The sequence below is a fragment of the Benzoatithermus flavus genome (genome assembly GCF_037908215.1).
GTDB lineage: Bacteria > Pseudomonadota > Alphaproteobacteria > Geminicoccales > Geminicoccaceae > Benzoatithermus > Benzoatithermus flavus.
This window is the reverse complement of the sequence record NZ_JBBLZC010000011.1, coordinates 34,344-60,656: the sequence shown is the minus strand read 5'-3', so window position 1 is coordinate 60,656 and position 26,313 is coordinate 34,344. Positions and strand designations below refer to the sequence as shown.

The 26,313-nt window shown below is 71.5% G+C and carries 27 protein-coding genes; 9 read left to right on the top strand and 18 right to left on the bottom strand.

All coding sequences use genetic code 11. From position 1 onward, the window contains the following. Positions 1 to 56: 56 nt before the first annotated feature. From U1T56_RS12430 to U1T56_RS12420, 3 genes are all read left to right on the top strand, one after another. Positions 57 to 1,199 carry an FAD-dependent oxidoreductase gene (locus U1T56_RS12430; protein WP_418159800.1) on the top strand — a complete coding sequence of 381 codons (1,143 nt, stop codon included), beginning with the start codon at positions 57 to 59 and terminating at the stop codon, positions 1,197 to 1,199. Next, a complete protein-coding gene (locus tag U1T56_RS12425) occupies positions 1,196 to 1,561 on the top strand; it encodes an AIR synthase related protein (RefSeq protein WP_418159799.1) in 366 nt (121 codons plus the stop codon). Before U1T56_RS12430 ends, U1T56_RS12425 begins: the two co-directional genes overlap by 4 nt. A gap of 317 nt (positions 1,562 to 1,878) precedes the next feature. Next, positions 1,879 to 2,466 carry a hypothetical protein gene (locus U1T56_RS12420; protein WP_418159798.1) on the top strand — a complete coding sequence of 196 codons (588 nt, stop codon included), beginning with the start codon at positions 1,879 to 1,881 and terminating at the stop codon, positions 2,464 to 2,466. Between the two features lie 70 nt (positions 2,467 to 2,536). Here U1T56_RS12420 and U1T56_RS12415 read toward each other — a convergent pair whose 3' ends face one another. The 11 genes from U1T56_RS12415 to atpD form a co-directional block, all read right to left on the bottom strand. After that, positions 2,537 to 2,941 (bottom strand): response regulator, encoded by a 405-nt coding sequence (locus U1T56_RS12415; protein WP_418159797.1) that lies wholly within the window; start codon positions 2,939 to 2,941, stop codon positions 2,537 to 2,539. Between the two features lie 150 nt (positions 2,942 to 3,091). After that, positions 3,092 to 3,532 carry an RNA polymerase sigma factor region1.1 domain-containing protein gene (locus tag U1T56_RS12410; RefSeq protein ID WP_418159796.1) on the bottom strand — a complete coding sequence of 147 codons (441 nt, stop codon included), beginning with the start codon at positions 3,530 to 3,532 and terminating at the stop codon, positions 3,092 to 3,094. A 127-nt stretch (positions 3,533 to 3,659) separates the two neighbouring features. Continuing rightward, positions 3,660 to 4,505 (bottom strand): F0F1 ATP synthase subunit gamma, encoded by an 846-nt coding sequence (locus U1T56_RS12405; RefSeq protein WP_418159795.1) that lies wholly within the window; start codon positions 4,503 to 4,505, stop codon positions 3,660 to 3,662. Continuing rightward, on the bottom strand, positions 4,505 to 6,040 hold the full coding sequence (locus U1T56_RS12400; protein ID WP_418159794.1) for a F0F1 ATP synthase subunit alpha: 1,536 nt from the start codon (positions 6,038 to 6,040) through the stop codon (positions 4,505 to 4,507). Before U1T56_RS12400 ends, U1T56_RS12405 begins: the two co-directional genes overlap by 1 nt. Next, positions 5,925 to 6,767, bottom strand: a complete 843-nt coding sequence (locus U1T56_RS12395; RefSeq protein ID WP_418159793.1) for a F0F1 ATP synthase subunit delta — start codon at positions 6,765 to 6,767, stop codon at positions 5,925 to 5,927. The genes U1T56_RS12400 and U1T56_RS12395 overlap by 116 nt, the downstream gene beginning before the upstream one ends. A gap of 12 nt (positions 6,768 to 6,779) precedes the next feature. Further along, positions 6,780 to 7,025 (bottom strand): F0F1 ATP synthase subunit C, encoded by a 246-nt coding sequence (locus U1T56_RS12390; RefSeq protein ID WP_418159792.1) that lies wholly within the window; start codon positions 7,023 to 7,025, stop codon positions 6,780 to 6,782. A 4-nt stretch (positions 7,026 to 7,029) separates the two neighbouring features. Then, the gene (locus tag U1T56_RS12385) at positions 7,030 to 7,710 is read right to left on the bottom strand and encodes a F0F1 ATP synthase subunit A (RefSeq protein ID WP_418159791.1); all 681 of its coding nucleotides are present in this window, start codon (positions 7,708 to 7,710) and stop codon (positions 7,030 to 7,032) included. Further along, complete coding sequence (locus U1T56_RS12380; protein WP_418159790.1) at positions 7,707 to 7,967, bottom strand: N-ATPase subunit AtpR; 261 nt, start codon at positions 7,965 to 7,967, stop codon at positions 7,707 to 7,709. Before U1T56_RS12380 ends, U1T56_RS12385 begins: the two co-directional genes overlap by 4 nt. Next, complete coding sequence (locus U1T56_RS12375) at positions 7,964 to 8,245, bottom strand: AtpZ/AtpI family protein (RefSeq protein WP_418159789.1); 282 nt, start codon at positions 8,243 to 8,245, stop codon at positions 7,964 to 7,966. Before U1T56_RS12375 ends, U1T56_RS12380 begins: the two co-directional genes overlap by 4 nt. Further along, entirely contained in the window at positions 8,242 to 8,661 is a 420-nt protein-coding gene (locus tag U1T56_RS12370; RefSeq protein ID WP_418159788.1) for a F0F1 ATP synthase subunit epsilon, read from the bottom strand. The genes U1T56_RS12375 and U1T56_RS12370 overlap by 4 nt, the downstream gene beginning before the upstream one ends. Next, a complete protein-coding gene (atpD, locus tag U1T56_RS12365; protein ID WP_418159787.1) occupies positions 8,658 to 10,076 on the bottom strand; it encodes a F0F1 ATP synthase subunit beta in 1,419 nt (472 codons plus the stop codon). Before atpD ends, U1T56_RS12370 begins: the two co-directional genes overlap by 4 nt. Before the next feature lie 510 nt (positions 10,077 to 10,586). Here atpD and U1T56_RS12360 point away from each other — a divergent pair. After that, positions 10,587 to 11,126 (top strand): hypothetical protein, encoded by a 540-nt coding sequence (locus tag U1T56_RS12360; RefSeq protein WP_418159786.1) that lies wholly within the window; start codon positions 10,587 to 10,589, stop codon positions 11,124 to 11,126. 420 nt (positions 11,127 to 11,546) lie between these two features. On the opposite strand, the gene U1T56_RS12355 is transcribed toward U1T56_RS12360, so the two are convergent. Continuing rightward, entirely contained in the window at positions 11,547 to 11,789 is a 243-nt protein-coding gene (locus U1T56_RS12355; RefSeq protein WP_418159785.1) for a hypothetical protein, read from the bottom strand. A gap of 130 nt (positions 11,790 to 11,919) precedes the next feature. Then, entirely contained in the window at positions 11,920 to 13,329 is a 1,410-nt protein-coding gene (locus tag U1T56_RS12350; RefSeq protein WP_418159784.1) for a S8 family serine peptidase, read from the bottom strand. Between the two features lie 407 nt (positions 13,330 to 13,736). On the opposite strand from U1T56_RS12350, the gene U1T56_RS12345 reads away from it, so the two are divergent. Further along, entirely contained in the window at positions 13,737 to 14,120 is a 384-nt protein-coding gene (locus tag U1T56_RS12345) for a hypothetical protein (RefSeq protein ID WP_418159783.1), read from the top strand. An 87-nt stretch (positions 14,121 to 14,207) separates the two neighbouring features. On the opposite strand, the gene U1T56_RS12340 is transcribed toward U1T56_RS12345, so the two are convergent. After that, the gene (locus U1T56_RS12340; protein WP_418159782.1) at positions 14,208 to 16,427 is read right to left on the bottom strand and encodes a BTAD domain-containing putative transcriptional regulator; all 2,220 of its coding nucleotides are present in this window, start codon (positions 16,425 to 16,427) and stop codon (positions 14,208 to 14,210) included. 228 nt (positions 16,428 to 16,655) lie between these two features. Between U1T56_RS12340 and U1T56_RS12335 the strand changes: the two genes are divergently transcribed. Next, positions 16,656 to 17,156: a hypothetical protein gene (locus U1T56_RS12335; RefSeq protein ID WP_418159781.1), complete on the top strand. Its 501-nt coding sequence runs from the start codon at positions 16,656 to 16,658 to the stop codon at positions 17,154 to 17,156. 126 nt (positions 17,157 to 17,282) lie between these two features. On the opposite strand, the gene U1T56_RS12330 is transcribed toward U1T56_RS12335, so the two are convergent. Further along, complete coding sequence (locus tag U1T56_RS12330; protein ID WP_418159780.1) at positions 17,283 to 18,434, bottom strand: MBL fold metallo-hydrolase; 1,152 nt, start codon at positions 18,432 to 18,434, stop codon at positions 17,283 to 17,285. 392 nt (positions 18,435 to 18,826) lie between these two features. Between U1T56_RS12330 and U1T56_RS12325 the strand changes: the two genes are divergently transcribed. Beyond that, on the top strand, positions 18,827 to 20,158 hold the full coding sequence (locus U1T56_RS12325; RefSeq protein WP_418159779.1) for an arylsulfotransferase family protein: 1,332 nt from the start codon (positions 18,827 to 18,829) through the stop codon (positions 20,156 to 20,158). A gap of 60 nt (positions 20,159 to 20,218) precedes the next feature. Here U1T56_RS12325 and U1T56_RS12320 read toward each other — a convergent pair whose 3' ends face one another. The 3 genes from U1T56_RS12320 to U1T56_RS12310 all read right to left on the bottom strand — a co-directional run bounded on the left by U1T56_RS12320 (position 20,219) and on the right by U1T56_RS12310 (position 23,512). Next, entirely contained in the window at positions 20,219 to 20,638 is a 420-nt protein-coding gene (locus U1T56_RS12320) for an SPW repeat protein (protein ID WP_418159778.1), read from the bottom strand. A gap of 388 nt (positions 20,639 to 21,026) precedes the next feature. Further along, positions 21,027 to 21,989, bottom strand: coding sequence for a trypsin-like serine peptidase (locus U1T56_RS12315; RefSeq protein WP_418159777.1), 963 nt, complete (start codon positions 21,987 to 21,989; stop codon positions 21,027 to 21,029). A gap of 257 nt (positions 21,990 to 22,246) precedes the next feature. Continuing rightward, entirely contained in the window at positions 22,247 to 23,512 is a 1,266-nt protein-coding gene (locus U1T56_RS12310) for an AGE family epimerase/isomerase (RefSeq protein ID WP_418159776.1), read from the bottom strand. A 207-nt stretch (positions 23,513 to 23,719) separates the two neighbouring features. Between U1T56_RS12310 and U1T56_RS12305 the strand changes: the two genes are divergently transcribed. Together U1T56_RS12305 and U1T56_RS12300 are read left to right on the top strand one after the other, a co-directional pair. Continuing rightward, on the top strand, positions 23,720 to 24,733 hold the full coding sequence (locus tag U1T56_RS12305) for a hypothetical protein (protein WP_418159775.1): 1,014 nt from the start codon (positions 23,720 to 23,722) through the stop codon (positions 24,731 to 24,733). A gap of 22 nt (positions 24,734 to 24,755) precedes the next feature. Beyond that, positions 24,756 to 26,300, top strand: a complete 1,545-nt coding sequence (locus U1T56_RS12300; RefSeq protein ID WP_418159774.1) for an FGGY-family carbohydrate kinase — start codon at positions 24,756 to 24,758, stop codon at positions 26,298 to 26,300. The last annotated feature ends 13 nt before the right edge of the window (positions 26,301 to 26,313 follow it).

The following is a 26,313-nucleotide window of genomic DNA, read 5'->3' as shown; positions in this document are numbered from 1 at the left end:
CGAAAGCGGCGCAGCATGGAGAGGATGCGGAGTCCGAACCCGACCGGTGAGGGAAGATGCAGACCGCGCCCGTGAGGAAGGAGCTGGTGCTCGTGGGCGGCGGCCATGCCCATGTCGCCGTCCTGAAAAGCTTCGGGATGCGGCCGCTGCCGGGCGTGCGGCTGACGCTGATCGCGCGCGACGTCGCCACACCCTATTCCGGGATGCTGCCGGGCTTCGTCGCCGGCCATTACCGCTTCGAGGAATGCCACATCGACCTCGCACCGCTCGCCCGGTTCGCCGGTGCGCGGCTGATCGCCGACGAGGCGGTAGGACTCGATCGCGCGGCGCGCCGCCTCCACTGCCGCCGTCATCTGCCGCTCCGCTACGACGTGCTCTCGCTCGACATCGGCGCCTCGCCGAAACCCTGGACGGTGCCGGGTGCCGCCCGGCACACCATCCCGGTGAAGCCGATCGACCGCTTCGCCCGGCGCTGGGAGACGCTCCTGGACCGGCTCCGCGCCAGCCGGTCGCCGCAGGACGTGGTCGTGGTCGGCGGCGGAGCGGCGGGGGTGGAGCTGGTACTCGCCATGCAGCACCGCACCCGCGGCCTCCTCGTGCGCTTCGCCCTCGTCACGGCCGAAGAACTCCTGCCGCGGCACCATGCGAGCGCCCGGCGCCGGCTCATGCGCATCCTTCACGAACGCGCGATCGCGGTCCATACCGGGGCCGAGGTGGTCGAGGTGGCGGACGGCGAGCTCGTGTGCGCCGACGGCCGGTGCATCCGCTTCGATGCCGCCTTGTGGGCGACCGAGGCCGGGGCGGCGCCCTGGCTCGCCGAGACCGGCCTGCCGCTCGATCGCGACGGCTTCGTCGCCGTGGACGCCACCTTGCGCTCCATCGGCGACCCGCACGTGTTCGCGGCCGGCGACGTCGCGTCCGTGCTGCCCCATCCGCGCGAGAAGGCCGGGGTGTTCGCCGTCCGGCAGGGGCCGCCCTTGGCCGCGAACCTGCGCCGGGCGCTCTCGGGTCAGCCGCTGCGGCCGTTCGTGCCGCAGCGCCGGTTCCTCACCCTCATCGGCACGGGCGACCGCTATGCCGTTGCCGCGCGCGGGTCGTGGTCGCTCGAAGGCAGATGGGCGTGGCGGCTCAAGCAGTGGATCGACCGGCGCTGGATGCGGCAGTACCAGGACCTGCCGGCGATGCCGGGCGGGCCATGACGCGCGTACGCGAGGCCGAGCTGGGCTCGGGCGACGATGCCGCCGTGCCGCGCCCGCCGCGCGAAGCGCTTCTGGTCCAGACCGCCGACTTCTTCCGCGCCTTCGTGAGCGATCCCCGTCTCTTCGGCCGGATCGCCGCCAACCATGCCTTGGACGATGTCTGCGCGATGGGGGCAAAGCCCAGAACGGCTCTCGCCATCGCCCCCCTCCCGCCGGCCGGCGATACGATCCTCGGGGAGGACCTCTGCCAGATGCCGAAAGGCGGGCTCGAGGCGGTGGGGGTGAGGCCCGTCGGCGGGCACGGCGCCGCATGTCCGATTGGCGAGCCGGCCGATCCGAAGCTGCTCGCCGGATCGAGTTGACAACCCGGCCGGGCAAGAGGAGGATGTACGGTTGGCAATGAAGCGATGTGCCAGGCAGGCGCCATCGAAAGGAGGACGGAGGCCCGAGATCGCCTCCGCAGGCAGCCGCGAGGAGCGCCGCAGCAGACGTTCGGGCTTCGGCACAGCGGCTCCCTGCGAACGCCGGTCGGAAACGCCCTCGGGGCGGCGGGACGGGTGTCGTGGCCGTCGCCGGGTTTTTCGGCCGTCTCGATCGTCGAACCAGCAAGGCGCTGCCGGCCGGTGATGCCGAGCCGTGATCGGCCCGGCCATATGCACTGCATCAAGGAGAGGATCCGATGATGTCTGCTCACCGCCTACGTCGCGCGGCACCCTTCGTCTTCGCGTCGGCCGCGGCTTTCCTGCCGGCCGGAACGGTGGCCGGAGCCGGGCCGGACGAGCAGGCGTTGATCGAGGACGCGCTGAGCGCGGCACCGCCGGCGATCCGCGAGACCGCCAAGGTGATGGACGAGAACGGCACCGTGCTCCGGGAAGGCAGCGGCCCTTACGTCTGCATGCCCACACCCGCCTCGTTGCGCTCCCTGGGCAAGGAAGCCATGTGCGCCGACGCGGTCTGGATGGCGTGGAACGAGGCCTACATGGCCAGGAAGCCGTTCAAGACCGACCGGATCGGCATCGCCTACATGCTCTCGGGCGATACCGGAGCGAGCAATGTCGATCCTTACGCCACGGGTCCGACGGCGGACAACCAGTTCGTGGTCGAGGGACCGCACGTCATGATCCTCGTGCCCGACCCGGCGCAGCTCGAAGCCATTCCCGCCACGCCGCAGACCGCCGGTCCTTACGTGATGTGGAAGGGAACGCCCTACGCGCACATCATGGTCCCGGTAGGCAAGCGTCCGGCCCAGCGGACGGCCGGGCAGTAGACTCGACCGAGAGAGGCGCCGGCCCCGACGCCGGGCTACTGTTGGACGGGCGCCGCTCGTCCCGCGGGCGTCACCGGCAGGCGGTGGCGCCCAGCGCCTGCGAGATCGCCGCCCGCAGGTCGCTCGCCGAGACCGGCTTGGGCAGGCAGGCGGTGAAGCCGAGCTTCAGCAGGCTGCTCCGGTCGTCCGGCGTGGCGGTGAGTGCCAGGATCGGCACGGTGACGCCGGCCGCGCGCAGCCGCCTCGTCGCCTCGCTCCCGTCCATCACCGGCATGACGATGTCCATGAGCACGAGATCGTAGCTGCGGTCGTGCAGGATGCTCATCGCCTCGGCGCCATCGTGGGCGACGTCGACCTCGCAGCCCAGATGCTCCAGGAGCGCCCTGCCGAGCGCCTGGTTGACCCGGTGATCCTCGACCAGAAGCACCAGAGGCTTGCGCCCGTCTCTGGTGAGGAGCCGTTTCGGATCGGCCATGGCTGGGGCCCGTCCGGCAAGGGCGCTCATGAGCATTCAGGTCCCGCTGAATAGTTGGAGGTAGGCCATCCATTTACAGAACAGGCTCATCATGTATCGCTTCATGGTTTTATGGTATGCGGCACGATGGCCGCTTCGAGGCGAAGCGAATCAGCGCATCAGTACATAGAGAAGAATCGCGGCGACGACGACGGCGATCAGAATGGTCACGAGCACGGTGGTAGAGGCAGCGCGGGGTGCCCGCCCGGCGCGCGGCTCGGCCGAGCCGGCCTCGGGGCGGATGTCCCGTGGCGGCGACGTCGCGGCCCGTGCCGGCGAGGGCGCGGCAGGCGGCATCGGCGCCGGCTCGGAGTCGACCGGCAGGAGGCGGGACGGAGAAGCGACCTCCTCCCGGGTGGAGGAGCGGGGACGCAGCAGATCCTCGTCGAGCTGCACCTCCACGCCGGCATCCTCGAGCTGCATCGCCACCCGGCCGAGCTCCTCGGGCGTCATCGTGTCGATCGGCAGGACGCTCTTGACCTGGTCCAGCGTCACGTGCCCCTGCCGCTGGCCCAGCTCCTTCAGCCGGCGGATCGCCAGATCGTGCTGCATCCTCGCTGCTCCTCGGGACCCGAGGCGGGCTCCGGCCTCCGCCGCACGGAGCAGGCCGCTCGCGGTCGTCACGAGGGAGTAAGCAGCGAGGTCGGGGCAGGTTCCTGCCGCAGCGGAAGCGGCGGACTCAGCGCAGCGCCTCGGCGCCCGCGGCGAGCTCGACGATGTCGCTCGTGATCTCCTCCTGCCGGAGGCGCTGCTGCTCGGCCGCGAGCCGGGCCAGGGTCTCGTCGACATGGCCTTTCGCCGCCGCCGTCGTCTCGAGCCGTGCCGCGTTCTCGGCGGCGAAGCTCTCGGCCGCGGCGGCACACAAGGTGGCGAAGACGTACTCGGTCGCGAGCCGGGCGAGAAGGGTCGCGGGCGGCAGCGTGATCAGCGGCGGCAGGTGCCCTGCGGGGACCGCGAAGGCGCGCAGGTCGAGCGGCAGCAGCGGGCGGCGCACGACCTCGACCGCGCCGCCCGTTCCGGGCCGGGCGTGGACGAGATCGGCGCGCACGATCCGGCCCGCGGCGACCCGCGCGTAGAGCGCTTCGGCGAGCCGGTCGGCGACATGGGCGATCCGGCCGGCCTGGGTCGCCATGGCGAGCGCGACCGCGGGCGCGAGGCCGCGCTCGGCGAGCAGGACGGCACCGCGGCAGCCGGCGACGAGCAGCGTGGCGCTCGCGAGATCCGGCCCGGCCGCCTCGAGGATGCGCTCGCTGAAGATGCCGGCGAAGCCCTGCTCGGCGCAGAACAGGACCAGCGCGAGCGGCGGCGTCCCGCCCCGACCCGGCGGCGGCTCGCCGCCGTCCTCGAGCCGGAGCGCTGTGGCGATGGCACGGCCGACGAGCCCGGCATGGGCCTCGATCCCCGGCAGGAGCGCCCGCGCCTGCTGCAGCCGGGCGGCGGCGATGCCGCGCATCGCCGTCATCACCCCGCCGAGCTGCTCGACGCTGCGGATCCGCGCCGTGACCTCGGCGAGCCGGCCGCCCATCAGGCCGCGGCCCCTTCGGCCGGCCGCAGGCGGGCTGCGAGCCGGCGCAGCGCCTCGATCAGGACTGTGCGGTCTGCCGGCGGCAGCTCGCCGGTGCGCTCGAGAGCCTGCGCCACGCTGCCCGCCTCGGCGTCGAGCCAGCCCGGCAATGCCGTCGCGAACGCCGCCACCTGCTCGACCGGCAAGGAATCGAGCAGCCCCTCCTGCACCGCCAGCACCAGCGCCACCTCGTCGGCGAGGCGTTTCGGGGCATAAGGCGGCTGGGCGAGCACGGCGCGGATGCGCTGGCCGCGGCCGATCCGGGCCCGCACGCGCGCATCGACCATGCCGCCGAAGCGGGTGAACATCTCGAGCTCGAGGAACTGGGCGTAGTCGAGCCTCAGGCTCTCGGCGGCGCTCCTCAGGGCCGGGGCCTGGGTCTTGCCGCCCACCCGGCTGACGCTGCGGCCGATGTCGACCGCGGGCTTGTGCCCCTCGTTGAACAGCCGCATGTCGAGCACGATCTGGCCGTCGGTGATCGAGATCAGGTTGGTCGGGATGTAGGCGCTGAGATTGCCGGCCTCGGTCTCGGCGATGGGAAGGGCGGTGAGCGAGCCGCCGCCCTTTTCGGGTGCGAGCTTCGCCGCGCGCTCGAGCAGGCGCGCATGCAGGTAGAACACGTCGCCTGGATAGGCCTCGCGGCCGGGCGGCTGGCGGGTGAGCAGCGCCAGCTCGCGATGGGTCGCGGCATGGCGCGTGAGATCGTCGATCACGACCAGTGCGTGCCGCCCGCGATCGCGGAACCATTCCGCCATGGTGAAGCCGGCGAAGGGGGCGATCCACCGCAGGCCCGGAGCACGCGCGGCCTCGGCGACGACGAACAGGCAGCGCTCGGGCGCGCCGTGCGCCCGCACGGCCTCGATCACGCGCTGCACCGCCGCCGACTTCTGGCCGACGGCGACGTAGACGCAGACCACATCGCTCCGCTTCTGGGCGATGATGGCATCGGTCGCGAGCGTCGTCTTGCCGGTGCCGCGGTCGCCGATGACGAGCTCGCGCTGGCCGCGGCCGAGCGCGAAGAGGGCATCGACGACCAGCACCCCGGTCTGGACCGGTTCGGTGACGAGGTCGCGCTCGATGATGGCGGGGGCGGGCCGCTCGATCGGCGCGAAGCCATCGGCCGCCACCGGCCCGCCGCCGTCGAGCGGCCGGCCGAGCGGGTCGAGGATGCGGCCGAGCAGGCCGCTCCCCACCGGCACGTGCACGACCTCGCCCGTGCCGCGCACCACGTCGCCGGCCGCGACCCCCGCCACGTCGTCGAGCAGCACGCAGCCGATCGTGTCGGCATCGAGGGTGAGGGCGAAGCCGAGCTGGCCGCGCTCGAAGCCGAGGAGCTCGTCGAGCCGGGCGCCCGGCAGGCCGGAAACGAGGGCGATGCCGTCACCCACCTGCAGCACCCGGCCGATCTCGTCGATCCTGGGCTCGAGCGGGGTGGCGCTCACCCGGGCGCTGGCCCGCTCGAGCCAGCGGCTCGGAAGATCCGTTGCGATGGTCATCGCCGGTCAGCTCCGTCTCGATGCGCTCGAGGTCCGCGGCCCAATTGTTGCGGACCACGAGATGCGGGGCGCGCAGTTCCACGCCCGCGATCAGGTCGGGATCGACCCGGAAAGAGAGGCGCACGCCGTCGCGGCCGAGCGCTTCGGCCAGCAGCGCGGCGGCACGCTGCGCCTCGGCCTCGCCCAGCGGCGCGGCGGTGACGAGCTCGACCGGCTCGCCGGCGAGGCCCGCGCGCGTCGCCTCGGGCAGGCCCGCCACCGCCCGCTGCAGCCCGTCCAGGAACAGCTCGAACGTGGCCGCCGGCGGCAGACGGGCGAGCAGCCGGCGCGCGATCGCGACCGCGAGCCGGCCGGCCTCGGCCGCGAGCGCCGCTTCCAGCGCTGCGCGCTCATGGGCGATCCCGGCTTCGGCCTCGGCCCTGAGCCGGGCGATCTCGGCTTGTCCTTGCGCGAGGATCGCGTCCCGCTCGGCCTCGGCCGCCCGGCGCGCTTCGGCCAGCACCGCCTCGCGCTCGCGGGCGATGCCGGCACGGGCGGCGGCGAGTGCTTCCTTCTCCTCCAGCGCCTGCCGGCGGGCGGCTTCCGCATCCTCCAGGAGCCTCGTCGCCTCGGCCTGGCGGCGGGCGACGATGGCGACGACCGGGCGCCAGAGAAAGCGCTGCAAGAGCCAGAGCAGGACGAGGACGTTGATCGTCTGGAGAAGGAGCGTGGTCCAGTCGAGGTGCAAGGCCCTTCGCCTTCAGCGTGCGAACGGGTTCGCGAACAGGACGAGAAGGGCGACGACCAGGCAGTAGATCGCCATGGTCTCGATCATGGCGAGGCCGACGAAGAGGGTGCGCGAGATCGTGCCCGCGGCCTCGGGCTGGCGGGCGATCGCCTCCATGGCGGCCGCGACCGCCCGGCCTTCGGCCAGCGCCGGGCCGATGGCGCCGAACGAGACCGCGAGGGCCGCGGCCAGGATGCTGACGTGCGGGATCCAGTCCAAGGGCTCACTCCTTCGGGGGCGGCGCGCTCTCGCCGACGGCGCTGCCGATGAACACCATGGCGAGCACGGTGAAGATGTAGGCCTGGACGACGCCGGTGAGCGCGTCCAGCGCCATGAGCGGAACGGGAACGAGCAGGCCGGCGAGCGAGAGCACGATGCCGATCACGAACACGCCGCTCATCACGTTGCCGAACAGCCGGACCATGAGCGAGAAGGTGCGGGTGAAGGTCTCGACCAGGTTGAGCGGGGCGAGGAGCAGCGTGGGCTCGGCGAAGGTCGCAAGATAGCCGCGCAGGCCGCGGGCACGCACGCCGAACCAGACCGTGGCCGCGAACACGACCAGCGCCAGGGCGGCATCCGTCTCGAGACGGGCCGTGGGCGGCTCGATGCCGGGGATCAGGGAGGAAAGGTTCGCGGCGAGGATGAGAAGGAACAGGGTGCCGAGCAGCGGCAGGTAAGGCTCGGGTGCCGTCCGCATGGTCTCTTGGATCTGCTGCCGGAGCGCGTCCACCAGGAGCTCGAGCGCGGCCTGACGCCGTCCGGGCCGGAGCGCGAGCCGACGCGTGGCAACGAAGCTCGCGAGGACGAGGGCCGCCATCAGCGCCCAGGTGACGGCGACGGGTGCGCTGATCGCGACAGGGCCGAGCCGGAACAGGATCTCGGTCGCAAGTGGCGAGCCGTTCATGCCGTGGCTCCCGTGCCGCGGATCACGACGTGGCGCGCGAGCAGGAGGCCGAGGGCGGCGAGCAGCAGCGGCAGGGCGCCGTGCCGGGCGGCGAGGACGAGGCCCGCCCCGGTGGCGGCGAGGCGAAGGAGCTGCAGGCAGGCAGCGCGGGCGAGCGCGCTCCGGGCGAACAGGGCCGCGTTCGTGCGCAGGCCCAGGAAATGGAGCGATCCGAGCGCGAAGCCGATGCCGGCCCAGAGGAGGTCCGTGGCGCTCACGGGCTCTGCATCCGCTTCCAGGCCGACCAGCAGCCCAGGGCCAGGCCCAGGAACAGGAGGGTCGCGGCCCAGAACACGCCGGTGCCGAGTGCTCGGTCGAGCCAGCGGCCGATGAAGGCGCCGAGCAGCAGCGGAGTCACGATCGTCCAGCCCAGAACGCCGATCTGGGCGAGATGCCGGCCGAGGGACGGCCCGCCGCCGCTGCCGCGCGCCCGCTCCCGCCGGCGGCGCGCGGCTTCCGCGAGGCCGTCGGGCCGCCCCTGCCAGTCGCCGCTCATGACGTGCCCTTGTCCTGCGCGCCGCTGGGGCGGAGATAGCGCACGATCTGGCGCACGGCCTCGAGATGCATCCGCGTGCCACCGAGCCGGGCGGCGCGCTCGGCCTCGACCGCCTCGTGATAGCGGGCGAGAACCTCGTGCTCGAGCCGGTCGAGATCGTCGCCGACCACGGCATCGCGGGTGGCGATCGCGACCTCGCGGCCGCCGGTCACGGTGAGGACCCCCTGGCGCACGGCGCAGTGGCCGGTGCCGCCGTCGACAGCGCGCCAGCTCACGACCGAGACCGCGAGCACGGTCAAAAAATCGGCGTGACCCGGCAGGATGCCGAAGGCGCCGGTCTCGTCCTCGGCGCGGACCGCGACGACGTCGTCGCGGTCGGCCGCGACCGCGAGGGGGGTGGTGATCAGAAGCCTCATGACGCCCCGACCTCGGTCTGGGCCGCCTCGCGGGCGCGCGCCTCGTCGAGGTCGCCCACCATGTAGAGCGAGCTTTCGGCCCAGCCGTCGCATTCTCCCTCGAGGATGGCGCGGCAGCCCGCGAGGGTCCGCGCGAGCGGCACCGAGCGGCCGGGCTTGCCGGTGAAGGCCTCGGTCACGGCGAAGGGCTGGGTCAGAAAGCGCAGGAGCTTGCGCGCCCGCGCCACGGCGAGCCGGTCGGCGGCGCTCAGCTCCTCGGTGCCGAGCAGGGCGATGATGTCTTGAAGCTCGCGGTAATGCGCGATGATCTCGCGCACGCGCTGGGCGAGCGCGTGGTGCTCGCGGCCGACGACGAAGGGATCGAGCAGGACCGAACTCGAGGCGAGCGGATCGACCGCCGGGTACATGCCCTCCGCCGCCTGGGTGCGGCTCAGGACGATCACGCTGTCGAGATGGGTGGCGATCGCGGTCACGGCCGGATCGGTGAAGTCGTCGGCCGGGACGTAGACCGCCTCGATCGCGGTGATCGCCGCCCCCGCGACCGAGGCGATGCGCTCCTGGAGATCGGCGACCTCGCTCTCGAGCGTGGGCTGGTAGCCGACCCGCGACGGCAGGCGGCCGAGCAGCCCCGAGACCTCGCTGCCGGCCTGGACGAAGCGGAACACGTTGTCCATCAGGAGCAGCACGTTCTGCCGCGCCGCGTCGCGGAAATGCTCGGCGATGGCAAGGGCGGTGAGGCCGACGCGCCAGCGCGCACCCGGCGGCTCGTTCATCTGGCCGTAGACCAGGACGGTGCGGGGAAGCACGCCCGAGCGGCGCATGTCGAGCAGGAGCTCGTGGCCCTCGCGCGAGCGCTCGCCGATGCCGGCGAACACCGAGATGCCGCGATAGCCCGCGACCATGGCCCGGATCAGCTCCATGACCAGCACGGTCTTGCCCACCCCCGCCCCGCCGAACATCGCCGCCTTGCCGCCATGGGCGAGCGGGGTGAGGAGGTCGATCACCTTGATCCCGGTCTCGAACACCGTGGCGGTGCCGCTGCGGGCGGCGAGCGGCGGGGCCGGGCGGTGGATCGGGCGGCGCGGCGTGCCCGCGGGCAGCGGGCTGCCATGGTCGCCGGGACGGCCGGTGACGTCGAGCAGGCGCCCGAGCACGGCCTCGCCCACCGGCACGGTGATCGGCGCGCCGGTCGCGACGACGGGCATGCCACGGGCGAGGCCCGCCGTCGCCTGGAGCGCCACGGCGCGGACGGTGCGCGCGTCGAGATGGCTCTGCACCTCCAGCACCAGCGGCTCGGCCTGATCGGTGAGGACGTGCAGCGCCTCGTCGATGACGGGCAGCGGCAGGCCGTCGTCGAGCCGCACGTCGACCACGGCACCGCGCACGGCCACGATCCGGCCGCAGGGCTCCGGCATGACGCTCTTTCCCGGACGGTCCTTCGGGTTGCGGGAGCGATCCTATACGAGCGGCGGCCGACAGCCACCTTGATCCACGTCAAAGCAGTCCATCGCTGCAACCCTGCCCACCGCCTGATGCAAGACTGGAGCGCGTCCGAGGCCGCCATCCGAGAGTGTTTGCTACTTGTAGGAGACCGCTGATTTAGAGTGTAGAGACTTATGCTGGAATCGAAAATGTCCGGGATTATTCTAATGACTTGACCGATATTAAATGATCGGTAGGGTATGCGCGCTGTTGCAGCAGCCATCGCCAATCGTAAGGAGCACCTCGAAGGTAGAGATCGAAACACCGTCCACATTCGGTGCGGGACGACAGCCGCGAGCAGCGTATGGCTGCACGAAGCGGCGTTTCATGCCCGATTCCTCAATTTATAGCCAACGAACGACGTGTCGACAGCGGCCATCCATGATTGGCACGCCGTCCGATTCGTCTCTCAGGATCCACGACGCTTGAACGGGAGTAATTCGATGCTGCGTCGTTATTTCGGAATGCTGTCCGCAGCGGCCCTGATGCTGCCCGTCATCGCCGGCTCGGCCTCCGCTGCCAGCGCCGATCCTCCCCATCGCGGCCTGCCTTACGTGAAGCTCGCCGGCGTGGTCCACATCGAGAATCTCGGCGACAAGCCGCTGCGCGACGGCCGCTGGGCCGGAACCATGGGCCGGTCGCTGCGCCTCGAGGGCTTCCAGCTCGCCTCCGCGGGTCGGCTCGGTGGCAACACCCACCTCGAGTACATGTGCCACGTCCAGGATCTCGGCGATCTCCCGGCCCCGAATCAGTGGTACGCGCGAGGCGAGTTCTGCGGCACGCGCGGCCAGAGCAAGCGGCTCGAAGGGTTCGCGATCCGGGTGGCCGGCAGGAATGCCGCCCTCTACGACGTGCTCTACCAGTGCCACGTCCAGGACCTCGGCACCTCCGACGTGAAGAAGAACGGCGAGTTCTGCGGCACGCGCGGCCAGCAGAAGCGGGTCGAGGCGATGCGGGTCGTCGTGCTGAAGAACTGGTACTGAGCCTTCCCGACCGGGTCCGCCCCGATCGGCGGCGCCGCACGGGCGAAAGCCGCGCCCGTGCGGCGCTTGTCGCCTTTCACGGCACCACCCGCCCCGCGGGGCGGGCATCGTGACGGGCCGACACGTTTCGGCCTGGTCCTTGATCCGGAAGAGTTTCTGGAATTCGTTCGTGCAATTTCCGTCGACCCCACCGCCGATTCCCGCGTCGCGCCCGCCACAAGGGCGGCTGGGAATATTATCTGGAGCGGTGGTCGCGTACAAGAACGGCGCCGGAGCGGATGCCGGGAGGGCGGCGGTAGGGTTCGACGGCGAGCGGGAGTCGGGGGAAGGCACGGGGCGCGCTGCGCCCGACCCGAGCGCGGCGGCCATGACGGGCCGCTGCTTCGTCGCCTGCCGGTCCGCCGCGAAGGACGGCCGGCGTCACTGGACCTTGCTGTGCGGCGGCGGGACGTGGAAGCTGCGGGTCCGCTCGACGTGGGCGACACCTTCGATCGCCTGCAGCCTGGGCAGGGCCTGCTCGCTCAAGGAGCCCGCGACGGTCCCGATCGCCGCCATCTCGCTCTCGACCTGCAGGCCGGCGCGGCGCATCGCCTGAACCATGCGCGGGAAGTCCTTCAGCCGGCCTTCCTCGACCGACACCACCACGCTCACCTTATCCGCCATCGCCCGTCTCCGAACACCGCCGATCCCGACACGCGGCTGACCGATAGGTATCACCCGCCATGCCGGATAGGAAGTGCAGCGGGGGTTCGAGACGTTCCATGGCGCGGCGCCGCGACGGCACCGCGTGCGGCTAGGGTGCCTGCACCAGCCCGGCGCCCACGTCCCGCGCGGGCAGCGGCAGGCGGCGCGCGTTCTGCACGAGCAGTGCCCAGAGCGCGTAGCCGCGGGCCGAAGGGTCGGCCTCGGCGAGGAGCGCCGCGATCCCGGCGACGTGCGGTGCCGCCATGCTGGTGCCGTCGAGCGTGGCGTAGAGCTGTGCGCCGGGCCAGGCGGAGCGCACGGCGACACCGGGGGCGGCGACGTCGATCTGGCCGCCCCGCGGGTCGAGGCCGGCGCAGGAGAACCAGGCCACCTGCAGGTTCCGGTCCACGGCACCCACGGCCATGATCGAGGCGCAGTTCGCCGGATGGCCCACGGGGCGAACCTCGTCCGGCCGCCGGCTCTCGTTGCCGGCCGCGGCGACGAGGAGCGTGCCGCGCCGGAGCGCGCGTCGGCCGACCTGCTCGAACACGGCCGAGGGCGGATCGCCGAGCCGCACCGGTGCTCCCAGGGACAGCGAGACCACGGCGCAGCCCTGCGTCAGGGCCCAGTCGATGCCGGCGAGAATGCCGGCATCCTCGCCGCGGCCCCTGCTGTCCAGCACCTTGCCGGCGAGGATCTCCGCACCGCCGGCGACACCGTAACGGGGTGGCTGCCGCGGCGAGAGCGCCCCGCAGGCGGTGCCGATGCAATGGGTGCCGTGGCCGTGCCCGTCCTCGGGCCCCTCGCCGGCCACGAAGCTCACCGCCTCGACCGGCCGGCCGCCGAGATCGGGATGGCCGAGATCGAGCCCGGTATCGAGCACCGCCACCCGGACACCGCGCCCGCTCCAGGTCGAGAAGCCGGCGCGTGTCGCCTGCAGGCCCCAGGTGAACTCGGCCTCGGCGAAGGCCGGCGCTTCCGCCATCGGCGCGTCCGCGGCCGGCATGCCGCGCAGGAGCCGGCCCGTGAGATCGTTCACGCCGTCGCGGTAGCCGCGCAGATACGCGGCCGCGACGGCGCTCCCGGCCGCTCCGGCCTCGGCCGGGCCGCCGATGGGATGCTCCGGGATGCCCACGGCACCGTGCGGGAGGGCGTGGACGACCCGCTCGGGCTCGACCGCCAGGATGCCGGCGCGGGCATCGGCGGCGGCGAGGACCTGAAGCGCGTCGGGCGGGGCGTGCACCACGGCGACCCGCAGCTCGTCCAACACCAGCCCGTCGGCCTCGTCCAGCGCCGCGAGCGCCGGCCGTCCGGCATAATCGCCCGAGCGCGCCACGCGCAGCCCGGCGACGTTCCGGAGTACTGGCACGGCGGCGCGGTCCTCCTCCTCCGCCAGGAGGATCAGGAAGCGGCCCGTGCAACCGGGCGGTGGCGGCGGCTCGCGGACGTTGCGGGCACCGGCCGGCGTCTCTGCGGCCGCCCCGAGGGAGCCGCGGCGTGAGCTGGGGCTTTTCGGCATGTCGCCTCCCGAGGAAAGGGCCGGGAAAGCCGTGCCGGAGCCGGGTCGGGAACGGCTCCGGCACCGCAGCGCCAGCGTACGATGCTGGCGCGAGGAGCAGGCGTCCTGCCGCGCGCGCCGTCGTTCGGGCCGGGAGCGAGGGCAGAGGCCCGGCAGCCGGCGGCCATGCTCGGCCGGGCCCGCTTTCGCGTCGTCGCGCGCCGGGACGGTTCGGGTCGGGCATGGATACGCGCGTGATCCTCGCTAGCGGGCATGACGGATGTTCGCTGAATGTTCTCGTCATGAGTACCGGGAAGCGCTCGTAGCGTCAAGCGGCTCGAGCCGCCGCCATTCATAATTGAAAGATGATTGCGAACGCAGTAAATCTACCTTGTGGCGATAATGCATGGTCGTCGACGATGGATCGCATGGAGCATACGGGTGCTTTCGAACGGCTGCAGCGTTGCCTCGCGGCCTTCCAGCGGGCGACGCACGGAGCCGTCTCGATCCAGCTTCTCGTGACCTTCCTCGAGGTGGCGCGCGGAGAGGGCCGCACCCAGGTCGAGATCGCGAAAGCGATCGGGCTGCCCGAGAGCACGTCCTCGCGCCAGCTCCTCGACCTCGGCCCGTTCGACCGGAAGAAGCAGCCCGGCTTCGGCCTCGTGGACGGACGGATCGATCCCATGGACATGCGGGTGAAGCGCTACATGCTGACCCCGCGCGGCAAGGCGCTGGCCGAGATCATGGCCGCGCTGCTGGCTGGCGAGGCGCCGACCGCCCTCGCGCGCGAGCTCGCCGCGCTCGAAGGCTGAACTCTCTGTCCGGCGGCTGCCGGAAGGTCTGGAAGAGCAAGGGCGGGTGACGGAAAGCCGGCGAGCGCCGCGCCTGCTGCCGACCCGCTACGAATCGGGCATGCCCGCCCTGCGCACGCCGACATCGAAGGTCCGCTTGCGCAGCGCCGCAAAAGCGGGATCGTTGAACTGCGGCATGGCCGCCTCGATCGCTGCCAGCGAACGGAATTCCGGCCTCAGCCGCAGGTGCTCCGCCAGCGCCCGTTTCGCCTCGTCGAGGCGCTGGGCGAGACCGTAAGCGGCAGCAAGGTTCAGATGGATGTACCACAATCTGGGGCTGGAGGAACGGGCCTTCTCCAGCATCGCGATCGCCTCGGCCAGTCGCCCGGTCAGCAGATGAGCGGCGCCTATCAGCCAGAAACATTCGCCGATGTTCGGATCGCGCGGGCTGAGACGGATCGCGTGCTCCGCGAGCGGGATCGCCTGCTCCGGATGTCCGAGGGCGAGCAGCGTCGTGCCCAGCTTCAGGTAGGCGCGGGCGTAGTTCCGGTCGAGTGCGATCGCCGTGCGGAACGCGTCCGCCGCCTCCTGAAGGCGCCCTTGCGATCGGCGGACCTGCCCGAGCACGAAGTGCACCGTGGCCCGGTTCGGCTCCAGATCGAGCGCGCGCCGCAGCAGGGCGTCGGCACGCTCCCTGCTGGCCGGCGAGGCGCCCCGACCTTCCAGCACGTGCGCGAGCCCGGTCAGCGCGCCGACGGTGTCCGGGTCGGTGGTCAGGGCGCGCTCGAAGAGACGGCGCGCGTTCTCGAGATTCTCCTGCGAGTAGGGCCGGTCGAGCAAGGCCCAGCCATGCATCGCGTCGTCGAGCGCCTCGGGGCGGTTGCGGCGCTCGTGCTCCAGCCGGCGCCCTTCGGCTTCGATCAGCTCCAGCCGGAGCGTCGCCGCGATCCGGCCGGTCACCTCGTCCCGCAGTATCGGCAGACGGTCGCGCGCGTCCTCGAACCGCTCGGCCCAGAGCGTCCCGCCGGTGACGGCGTCGACCAACTGCACGTTGAGCTGCACCCGGTTGCCCGCTCGCTGCACGCTGCCGTCGAGCACGTAGCGGACCCCGAGCTCGCGGCCGACCTCGCGCACGTCGATGCTGCCGATCCGGCTCTTGTAGGTGACGGCCGTACGGCGGGCGATGACGAAGCTGTCGTCGATGCGCGAAAGATCGATCGTCACGTCGTCGGTGAGCCCGTCGGCGAAATACTCCTGCTCCGGGTCGCCGCTCAGGTTGTCGAACGGCAGGACGACGATGGAGAGCCGCGGCGCCGCAAGCGGGACCGCCTCCCCCTGACCGGTAGGCGCCGCACGCGTCGCCGCGACTGCGGTCGGCGCCGGCGGCGCTCTCCCCGGCCACCAGAGGCTCGCGCCGGCCGTGATCACCATCAGTGCCGCGAGCGGTCCCGCCAGCCTCGCGACCATGGCCTTGCCGCGGTCACGGGTGGGGCCTCTCGGGACCGTCCGCACGACCGTGGGGCCGCCCGGCCCGGTGCCGTGCCGGTCTGCGGCCGAAGCTGCCGGCGCGACCGTGCGGCCGGCGGGTGCCGGGCGAGGGTTCGCGCCGTGCGCACCTGCCTCCTCGCCGCAGGCGATGGCGTCACGGAGCGCTTTCGTATCGCCATCCGGCTCGACGCCGAGCTCGTCGGCCAGCAACTGCCGCCCGATCTCGTAGTGACGCAGGGCATCGGCCCGCTGGCCCAGCGCCGCCAGAGAACGCATCACCTGACGGTGGGCATCCTCGCGGAGCGGATCGAGCATCAGGGCCCGGCGCGCCAGCGCCAGCGCATGCTCGGGCCGGGCGGCCGCTTCGTCTCTCGCCGCGAGCGTCAGCAGCGCCTGCAGAACCCGCTCGAGCAGCTCGCTGCGGCGACCGGCCAGCCAATCCTCGAAAGCGGCGGATGGCGACCGCTCGCCAGCGAGCAGCGGCCCGCGATAGAGCTCGACCGCTTCGTCCAGCGATTCGCGATCGCCGCGCACGATCGCTGTCTGGAAACGCCCGACGTCGCTGACCAGCGAGGCCTTACCGAGGCCGATGCGGTCTTGCACGGCAACGATGAGGTCACGCCGGATCGCGGCTCTTCTCGCCACATAGACCGCCTGTCGCAGCGCGGCCCGCTGGTCCTGCTCGTCGCCTTCCGAACACAACAGCTCGGCGAGCGCGATGCGCGGCACCGGTCCATCGGCCAGGGCGAGGTACGCGAGCAGACAGCGCGCCTTCCGGTCCGGGACACGGACCACGCTCCGCTCGGCGCTGTACAGGCGAAACCCGCCGAACAGCTCCAAGACAAGGGCCATGCCCCTCTCCAAAGGAGGGGAACCCGAAACTTGTGGATTTTATGCCCCATGTCTGCAAACGGTCAAGGCCCGCCAGGGAGCCGATGCATCCACGTCGTTGGCACGACGGCGCGGCGACGGTTTTTCCGACGCGAGCGCGCGAAGCTCCATGCCTCGGGCCGCCCGCGGATCGATCGCCAGCTCGGCCCGCAACACATCCGGAGTCGGGAGCGTGTCATGCGTCTGAGACTGTCTGTCGTCGCATTCTGCCTTCTCGGCGTTGCATCGGCGCGAGCGGACTGGCTCGACGACCTCTGGAGCGACGAGGCCGTCGCCGAGAACGGCAATCCCTCGATCACCCTGCGCGCGCACGATGCCGACGTCGTCGTTCCTGCTGCCATTCTCGACGCGGCCTACAGCCAGGGATCGACGAGCCGGGACGTGGTGCTCGCGATTCTCCGGCGGTATGGGCCATGCTCGGATCTCCTCGATCTGAACAGGACCCACGAGCACCTCACCGTCCGGCTGTTCGTGCAGCGCGAAGTACCCCATGAGGACAGCGTGGTCGCGAACCAGGATGCCGTCATCGCCTGGGCACGCCGAGGAGGAGAGGAGAAGCCCGGCATGCCCAGGATCACGAAGGCGTTCGAGGTGGCGTCCGGCTTCGAGCGCGTCGTGCTGCGCTACACACCGGGCCTCAGGAACGCGCGCTGCGTGGCGGTCGAGCCGACGAGCTGACGGACCGCCTGCGGACGAGAACCGGCCCGCGCCCGCAGCGATGGTCCGGCCCGATGCCCGCAGGCCCGGGCTCCTTTCTCCTCCTGGCGGACGTCCCGAGCCCTTCGCCTCTCGTCGCGGGAGCCGTCAGGCGCCGAACACGAAACGCGTCCCGGTATGGGAGCGCAGGACCCGTCCCGGCATCTCGGTCCTGGCGATGTCGTAGAACGGCTCGCCCGTGCAGTGCATCGGCACGACGTAGCCGACGTCCATCCCCTTCAGCCCGGCCACGACCTCGCGCACATAGTCGTCCTGGTAAGGGGCGAGATGGAAGCCGCCCAGGACCGCGTGCACCTTCTGCACGCCCGAGACCGCCCGGGCCTGCCGGACGATGTTGAGCACGCCGCGATGGCTGCACGAGGTCAGCACGACGAGGCCTTTGCCCGCGAGGTTGTAGACCGTCGCGATCTCGTGCCGGAACTGATCCGGGATCACGGCCTGGCTCCGCTCGTCCTCGGGCAGCCGGTCGGCGTAGCAGCCGTGGCCGTGCTCGATGCCGACCTTCATCCGGCTCGGCGAGAGCACCTTCTCGAAGGTCGTGGCGGGCACCTGGCCGGTGGTGAAGGCGTGATCGGCGACGAGCGCCGGCCCTTCGGCGAAGGTCACGACGACATCGGCCTCCTCCAGCGCCTGTCTGTCCAGCGCGCCGAAATCGCCCGCTCGAGGCGGGGCGGTCCACTCGCGCGCGCAGAAGCACTCCTCGCCGCCGACATAGAACGGCAGCTTCGCGCGCAACCGGCCCCCGTTCTGCCGCAGGAAGCCGGCGAGGCCGCCGAAATGGTCGTAGTGGCCGTGGCTCAGGACGAGCGCGTCCAGCGCCTCGGGCGCGATGTCGAGCAGCTCGACATTGTTGATCAGCGCCTGCGGGGTGAAGCCGTAATCCACGAGCACGCGGCGGACCTCGTCGCCGCGCCGCGATTCGGCGTGCATGGACAGGCCGAACTCGCTGATCAGCGTCCTGCCCGGCGGTCCCTCGCCGAGATCCCAGCCGAAGCGCTCGATCGCGACGTCGCCCACCCTCGTGCTCGGCGCCACGGCGAGCTGGTAGCTGTCGATCACGACCCGGACGGCCAGGCGGTCGACCTCGGGCACGGCGCCGGCGACGGGCTCGGCCCCGACCGGCGCCGCGTCCCCGAGCAGGGCGGCGAGCAGGGTGCCGAACATGGCGGCCCCGCCGCCGCACACGACGTCGCGGCGGTGCAGCAGCCCGTCATGATCGTGACCGTGGATCGGGCTCATGGCGCGACCTCCCTGGCCGCACCGCCGCTGCGACAGGGAGGTCGCGCGGCGTCGCGAGGTGCGGAGACGCTGCATGCCGCGATGTCGTCGGCATCCGGCGGTCCGTGTTCCGTCCTTGATATCGGGGATCGCCGGGACACGCCATCGCGATGGAATGGCCGGCCCGTGAACGCGCGGCCATCTCGCGAGGCGCACGTGCTGCCGGCGATGATGCCGCGCCACAGGCCGTCGGCGACCAGACCACCCAGCGCCGTGCGGGCCGCACGGGCGGCAAAGTATCATATTTCCTAAACCATCAGGGATGATAACCCTGGCGCATCCGCGAGCACCGTGGCGCGGGCTGCCGAAGCGGTGCCGTGGGCAACACGAATTCGAGCGCTCGGTCGGTTCTCATGTTGAGTGCCCTGCGGCGGAACGCCGAGAAGATCGTCTTCGCCTTCGGCGCCGCCCTCATGGTGTTCGGTTACGGCCTCGCCGTCGGCAAGCTGCGGCTCTTCCCCCACGACATCATCGAGGCCGCGGCCGAGGCGGGCCGCGACTGGGAGGAGAACTGGCGGCACTATCTCGGCGTGCGCTCGCGCTGGCTGCAGCCGACCGGGCGGCAGAGCCGACTGCCGGTGCACGAGCCGGCACGCGTCTGGGCCGGCGACACCTTCGTGACCCAGTATCGGGACGGAGCGTTCGGTGCCGATCTCCTCGCCATGGACGGCACGGTGCTGCACCACTGGAAGCTGCTCTTGCCCGAGATCTGGCGCGCCGCCGGCTACACGGCGCCGCCGATGGCGGACGAGGACGCGACCACCCACGGCGCGGAGCTTCTGCCCAACGGCGACGTGGTGGCGAGCATCGGCGGCTACGTCGTGGCCCGGATCGACGCCTGCTCGCGCGTGGTCTGGGCGAAGCGGATCGCGGCGCACCATACCCTGCACGTCCTGCCCGACGGCGAGATCCTGGCCCCCGGCACGATCCGGCACACGCGACCCAACCCGGCCTGGCCACGCCTGCGGCTCGGGCCTTCGGGCTACTTCGACGACCAGACCGTGCTCCGGATTTCGCTCGAGGACGGACGGGTGCTCGAGGAGTTCTCGATCATCGACACGCTCTACAAGAGCGGCTGGGAAGGGCTCCTGTTCGCGGGCCGCGGCTCGAGCTATGCCATGGCCGAGAACGATCCCTTGCACATGAACGACGTCGAGATGCTCCGGCCCGAGATCGCGGCGGCGTTTCCGATGTTCAAGGCGGGGGATCTCCTCGTGAGCCTGCGCAACCTGCAGACGCTCGTCGTGCTGGACGGCGAGACGCGGCAGGTGAAATGGAGCATGACCGGGCCGTTCTACGGCCAGCACGACCCGGACTTCACGCCGGACGGCCGCATCGTCGTGTTCGACAACCGGATCTCGGGCACGCCGCCACAGCTCGGCCCGAGCCGGGTGCTGGCGATCGATCCGGCGACGCACCGGGTGACGTGGTCCTTCCAGGGCTCGCCGGAGGAGCCGTTCTACACGCCGGTCGCCGGCAAGGTGCAACACCTGCCCAACGGCAACATCCTGGCGCTCTCGCCGCAGGACGGCACGATCATCGAGCTCGCGCGCGACGGCGCCGGCCGGAGCGAGATCGTCTGGGAGTACGTCAACCTCGTCGCGCCGGGGACGGTCGGCATGCTGTTCGACATGACGCGGGTGCCAAAGGTCGAGGCCCCTTGGGTGGGAGCGGCCTGCAGCTGAGCTGCGATCCCGGCGCCGCCTCTCCGGTTCCGCGGCGGCACCGGGATCGGGGTGCCGGGCTCAGGTGCTGGCGATCGTCCGCCCGTCGATCGCCATGGCCCGCCAGATCGCCAGCCCGGCGACGACGATCCCGACCACGATCTGGTTCCAGAGCGCCGCGGTCAGACCCGTGAAGCCGAGAAGCCACGGCGAGACGACGAGCCAGGCCCCGAGCACCGCGTTCACCCACTCCTCCCAGCGATGGAAGGCCGTGAGCGCCGCGATCCCGGTCACCGCGATCACCACGCCCAGCACCCAGGCGTTCCAGGCCGGCGTCGTCGCCGTGGCGTAGCCCAGGACCCAGGGCGACACCACGAGCCAGACGCCGAGCACCGTGTTCACCGCATCCTGCCACTGACGCGACAGGACGTTCCAGCCGTTCGACATGGATACCTCCATCAGCGCCGAGACATCGTGGACCTCGGACGAAGCAGAGACCAAGTCCTTGCTCCGTCTCGGCTTATCGAGATAGTCGCAAGCTGCGGCCATGCAAGACCGCGGGCGCGGCCCGTGCCTTCGCTTCCTTGTAGTGGGGTCCGACGTGAATGGGTCCGTAGGGACATCATGAGAAATGCAAAGGGTACGGGAGCATTCATGGCTGCGACCGCAAGAACGGGAATCCGTCAGATCGGCGACGGCAACGGGCGGGGGGCGTTCCATGCCGTCTCCGCGACTTCGTGAACGAATGGCTGGCGGCTCGACGTGGCCGAGCGCGAAGCCGCGGCGATGATCGGGCGGTCGGCGCAAGGCACCGTCGACGAGATCGCCTCCGGCGCGTGGCTGCGGGCGAACGGCTTTCGCGAGGAAGGCCGAGCCCCGTCCGCTCCCGTCAGGGCGCGTTCTGCCAGGCGACCAGGTTGTCGTACACGGCCCGCGTGATGCGCGTGCCGTGGTTATTGGTGCTGAACGGCGGGCTGCCGTAGAGGCCGTAGGTGTGCACCGCCATCGCGCAGACGCCGCAGCCGGAACGGTTGTAGTAGACGGGCGAGCCGCTCATGCCGCCGGTCGTGTCGTTCTGGTAGAAGAGGCGCTGCGCCTGGGTGAGCCGCACCAGATCCGTGCTGCGCCACTGGGTCAGGGGCTTGTCGCCGGGATAGCCGTTGATCACGGTCGGCAGGCCGGTGAGCGTCGTCGCCGTCCAGAAGAACCCGTACCAGCCGGTCGTCCGGCCGATCTGGCAATTCAGCCTGATGGCGCCGTAGTCGTACCGGTCGTCGCCGTTCGCGGCCCAGCCGTTGGTCGTCACGGTCCAGCGTGCCGTGCAGGAGCCGTAAGGGGCGGACGTGCCGTTGTAGCCGGGGGAGACGCGGTAGCTCGAGGTCGGGTAGAACGCGCCGCCGGATCCTCCCGGATGGATGCAGTGGCCGGCGGTGACGACGGTGTTGGCGTTGATCAGCCAGCCGGTGCAGCGGCCGTCGGAGAAGGTGATCAGCACGGTCGCCCGTGCCGGGTAGCTGGTGGTCGGACTGACCCGCGTCCGGGTGTCGGCGCCGATGATCGTTTCCCGCCCGACGGGAGCGGTGACCGGCTTCAGGTGTGTCTTGGCGGCGGCCTCCGCCGCGGACTCGCTGCGCGCCTTGAAGTTGGCGAGGGCGTCGAGAGCCTGGCCCGGCACGACGCGTCCCGGCGAGGAGGGCGAGAACGTCCGCGCGGCCTTGGGCGCCTTGAGCATCCTGCCGGTGCTCAGCACGCCGAGATCGGGATCGAAGGCGCGCTCCTCCTGGGCGCGAGCATCGATGGTCGCCGTCAGCGTCGAAAATGTGACGGCAAGGCCGACGACCGCTTTTTTCATCCACTCTATCCTTACATAAGACAGTATATCTTGGCGCTGTATCGACGTCGTTTCGGATCCGATCGAAACATCGTCACACGATATCAGGCTGCCGCGAGCCGCTCAATTGGGCATATTTCGTCACGACGGGCTCCAGGGCGAAACCGGCAGGATAAATATCCCAAGCTCGCGCGCGGCGACGGCGGCCGATCCACGGTTCGGAACCGGCACTTCGTCCGGCTGCCGTGGCGGGAGCGGCTGCGGCCCGCCCCGCGACCTCACAGATGCAGCCCCTCCGTCACGAGGCCGCGGGTGATGCTGCCGGTCGTGGGCAGGAGCGGAATCAGGCAGGCCTGGAAGGCGTGGTAGAGGTCGGGCTTGCCGAAGAAGGGGCCCGTGGTCGGCAACAGATCGTCGTCGAGCTGGTGACGCCAGCCGCCGCGCTCGCGGTCGATCAGATGGTCCGCGGCCCAGCTCCACAGACGGCGATACCAGCCCTCGTGGAACGGGTCGCGGTCGATGGCGCCGAGGAAGGCGGCAGCACCGATCGCTTCCGTGACCGGCCACCAGTAGCGGTCGCGCACGCGCGGGCGGCCCTGCCAGTCGAGCGTGTAGTAGAAGCCGCCCGTTCTGGGGTCCCAGGCGTCCTGCACGGCCTGACGGAACAGGTTGCGGGCGGCATCGGGCAGCCAGTCGAGCCTGCGGCCGCCGAGCTCCCAGAGCTGGAGGAGGAGCCGGCTCCATTCCAGCCAGTGGCCGGGCGTGGTGCCGTAGGGGCGGAACATCGGGTTGCCGTCGTACTCCCAGTCGATCCGCCACTCGGCGTCGAAGTGCTCGGGCAGCCGCCAGCCGTTGGGGCCGGTGATGCGGCGGATCAGAAGGTCGGCGATGCGCTCCGCCTTCTCGAGATAGGTGCTCTCGTCCGTGGCCTCGAAGGCCGCCATCAGCGCCTCGGTCAGGTGCATGTTGGCGTTCTGGCCGCGATAGGGGCCCAAGGGCTGCCAGTCGGGCGTGAACGCCTCGGCGGCGGCGCCGTGGCGCTCCTCCCAGAACCGGTCCGCGAGGACGGCCGTGACGTCGGCCAGCAGCCGGTCGGCGTCGGGATGGCCCGCGACCTTGGCACTCGCGGCGGCGAGCAGGACGAAGGCGTGGCCGTAGGCCTGCTTGGTGGGATCGACCGGGCCGTCGTGGCCCGCGACCCAGAAATAGCCGCCGTGGGTCGGGTCGCGGTGGCCCTGCCAGAGAAAGCGCATCCCGTGGTCGATCAGCCGGTCGGCGCCGGGGCGGCCCATGAGCCAGGCGATGGAGAAGCAGTGCACCATGCGGGTGGTGACGTGGAGCCCCTTGCCCGGCGGTGGGGCGGAGGCGGCGCCGACACGGAGCGGGCGGCCGTCGTCGTCGAGCTCGAAGAAGCCGCCTGCGGGGTCGATCGCGGTGAACTGGTAGAAGTCGAGCAAAGCCTCGGCCTCGGCCAGGAGCCGGGCGCGGTGGCTCGCCTGCTCCACCCAGCGCCGTCCCGTCGGCGTATATCCGGCTGCGATCATGACACCCTCCTCCTGGCCGCCGTTCCGCTGCCGTCTCTAGCGCCGTCCGCCGGCGGGTTGAAGGGCTGCCGCCCCGGGCCGTCCCGCGGAGCCGCCGGCAGCGCATGGCGGCGGTACCGATCGGGCATGGGAGAACTTGCTGCGCGCGCGGGCAAAGGCTGGTATCGCGGGTCCATCGATGCGGAACGGGGCAGGGGAGGCCGAGCCATGACCAGTCGGATGGACGAGAAGCTCGCACGGATCAGGAAAGATCCCACGGGGAGCGACGATTTCCTCATCTGCGATGCGGCCGATCCCGACATGGGCGGCGGCGTGCCGGCGATGGGCCCCAAGGCCGGCAGCGAGGGCCGCTTCCGCTCGCGCGCCGAGTTCCTCGCCATGGTGAAAGCGCTCGTCGCCCAGGACGTGGTCGACCTGATGCTGACCTCGGTCTCGAACCTCGAGCTCCTGCAGCGCGAGGGAGCCTTCGAGGGCAGCCGCGTCGGCACGGCGGTGCGCGCGAACGACACGACCGACATCTGGAACGTGCGCCACGGCACCTATGCCGCCACCGCCTCGCGCCCCTTCCGCACCGCGACCGTGCCGCACATGATGTACGGCAGGAGCGACGTGCGCAAAGGCACGCCCGCGACCCTGACCGATCTCGGCCTCTACTCCGTCACCTTCGTCAACGACGCCGACCGCGACCGCGAGGCGCTCGAGGCCTACCGGCAGTTCCGGATCGAGGCCGAGGAGTGGGGCTTCCGTCACTTTCTCGAGGTGTTCAACCCCAATGTCGGCAGCGACAGGCTGAGCCGGGCCGAGGTCGGTGCGTTCGTCAACGATTCGATCGCGCACGCGCTCGCCGGTGTCCCGCTCGCGGCGCGGCCGCAGTTCCTGAAGATCGCCTACAACGGCCCGAAGGCGCTGGAGGAGCTGGTCGCCTACGATCCGTCCCTGATCGTGGGCATTCTGGGCGGGAGTGCCGGCACCACGCGCGACACGTTCGAGCTCCTGCTGGCGACCAAGCGCTACGGCGGGCGGCTCGTGCTGTTCGGGCGCAAGATCAACCTCGCCGAGGACCCGCTGGCGCTGGTCGCCCTCATGCGCCGGGTCGTGGACGGCGAGGCGACGCCGGCGGAGGCGGTGAAGGCCTATCACGGCGCGCTCCAGAAGGCCGGCATCGCGCCGAAGCGCAGCCTCGAGCAGGATCTCGAGATCACGGAGGAGGTTCTGCGCTGACCGGCGGGGCGGCCTCACGACCATGCGCGGGTCGGACCCTCTTCTGCTTGGCATCGACGCCGGTACCACCAACACGAAGGCGGTGATCGCCGCCCCGGATGGCAGGGTGGTGGCGGCGGCGAGCGAGCCCACGCCCGTCATCTACCCGCAGCCGGAATGGGCCGAGTACGAGCCCGAGGCGCTGTGGCGGAGCTGCATCGCCGCCATCCGCGCCGCGGTGGCGCAACTCGACGATCCGGGCCGGGTGCGCGGGCTCGCCATCGCCAGCATGGCCGAGACCGCCGTGCCGCTCGATGCCGCGGGCCGGCCGACCTTTCCCGCCATCGCCTGGTTCGACAAGCGCGCACGGCCCCAGCTCGATCGGCTCGTCGCGAAAATCGGGGCCGAGCGCCTGTTCGAGATCTCGGGCCTCGCGGCGGAGCCGATCTTCGGCCTTCTGAAGCTGCTCTGGCTTCAGGAGAACGCGCCGGAAGCGTTCGCGCGCACCCGCCGCTGGCTCAACGTCGCCGACTATCTCGCCTGGCGCTTCTGCGGGGTGGCAGCGACCGACCACAGCCTCGCCTGCCGCACCTTCGCCTACGATCTCGCGCGCACCCGCTGGGCCGAGGACCTCCTGCACGCGGTCGGGATCGACCCCGGCCTGATGGCGCCGCTCGCCCGCAGCGGCGAAGCGCTGGGCCGGCTCCTGCCCGAGGCCGCGACCGCGACGGGGCTCGCCCCCGACTGCGTCGTGGCGGTGGGCGGGCACGACCACGTGGTGGGGGCGCTCGCCGCCGACGCGCTCCGGCCCGGCGTGCTCCTGAACTCGCTCGGCACGACCGAAGCGCTCTTGCGGGCGGTCGAGCGGCCGGTCATGGACCGGGAGCTCGCCCGGCGCGGGCTCTCGCAAGGGGTGATCGTCGTCGACCGCCCGTGCTGGTACGTGGTGGGCGGGCTGTTCACGGCCGGAGGGGCGGTCGAGTGGTTCCGTCGCGCCATCGCCGCCGGCGCACCTTACGAGACGCTGGTGGCCGAGGCCGAGGCGGCGCCGGTCGGCAGCCTGGGAACGGGGTTCCTGCCGCATCTGCGCCTCGGCACGCCGCCGCACCCGGACGGCCAGGCGCGCGGTGCCTTCTTCGGCCTCAGCACCGACACGACGCGCGGCTGCCTGTTCCGCGCCCTGCTCGAAGGGATCGCGGCCGACGCGCGGCTCTGCGCGGAAGCCATGCAGTCGCTGGTCGCGAGTGCCGGGCCCGAGGAGATCCGGGTGATCGGCGGCGGCAGCCGCAACGATCTCTACCTGCGGATCAAGGCCGCGACCTGGAACCGGCCGCTCGCCGTGCTCGACATGCCGGAAGCCGTGGCGCTGGGTGCCGCCTGCCTCGCCGGGATCGGGGCGGGCATCTACGCCGGCCGGGACGAGATGCGCGCCGGCCTGCGCCGGGCCGAGCGCGAGGTGCGTCCCGATCCGGCCTGGGCGGCGCTCTACGGCTGCCTGGTCGAAGAGGTCTACCGCAAGGGCTACCCGGCACTCCGCCCGCTGCACGAGGCGAGCCGGGCGTGCCTTGCGAGGCAGGGGACGGGCTAGGGCGTGCTCACGG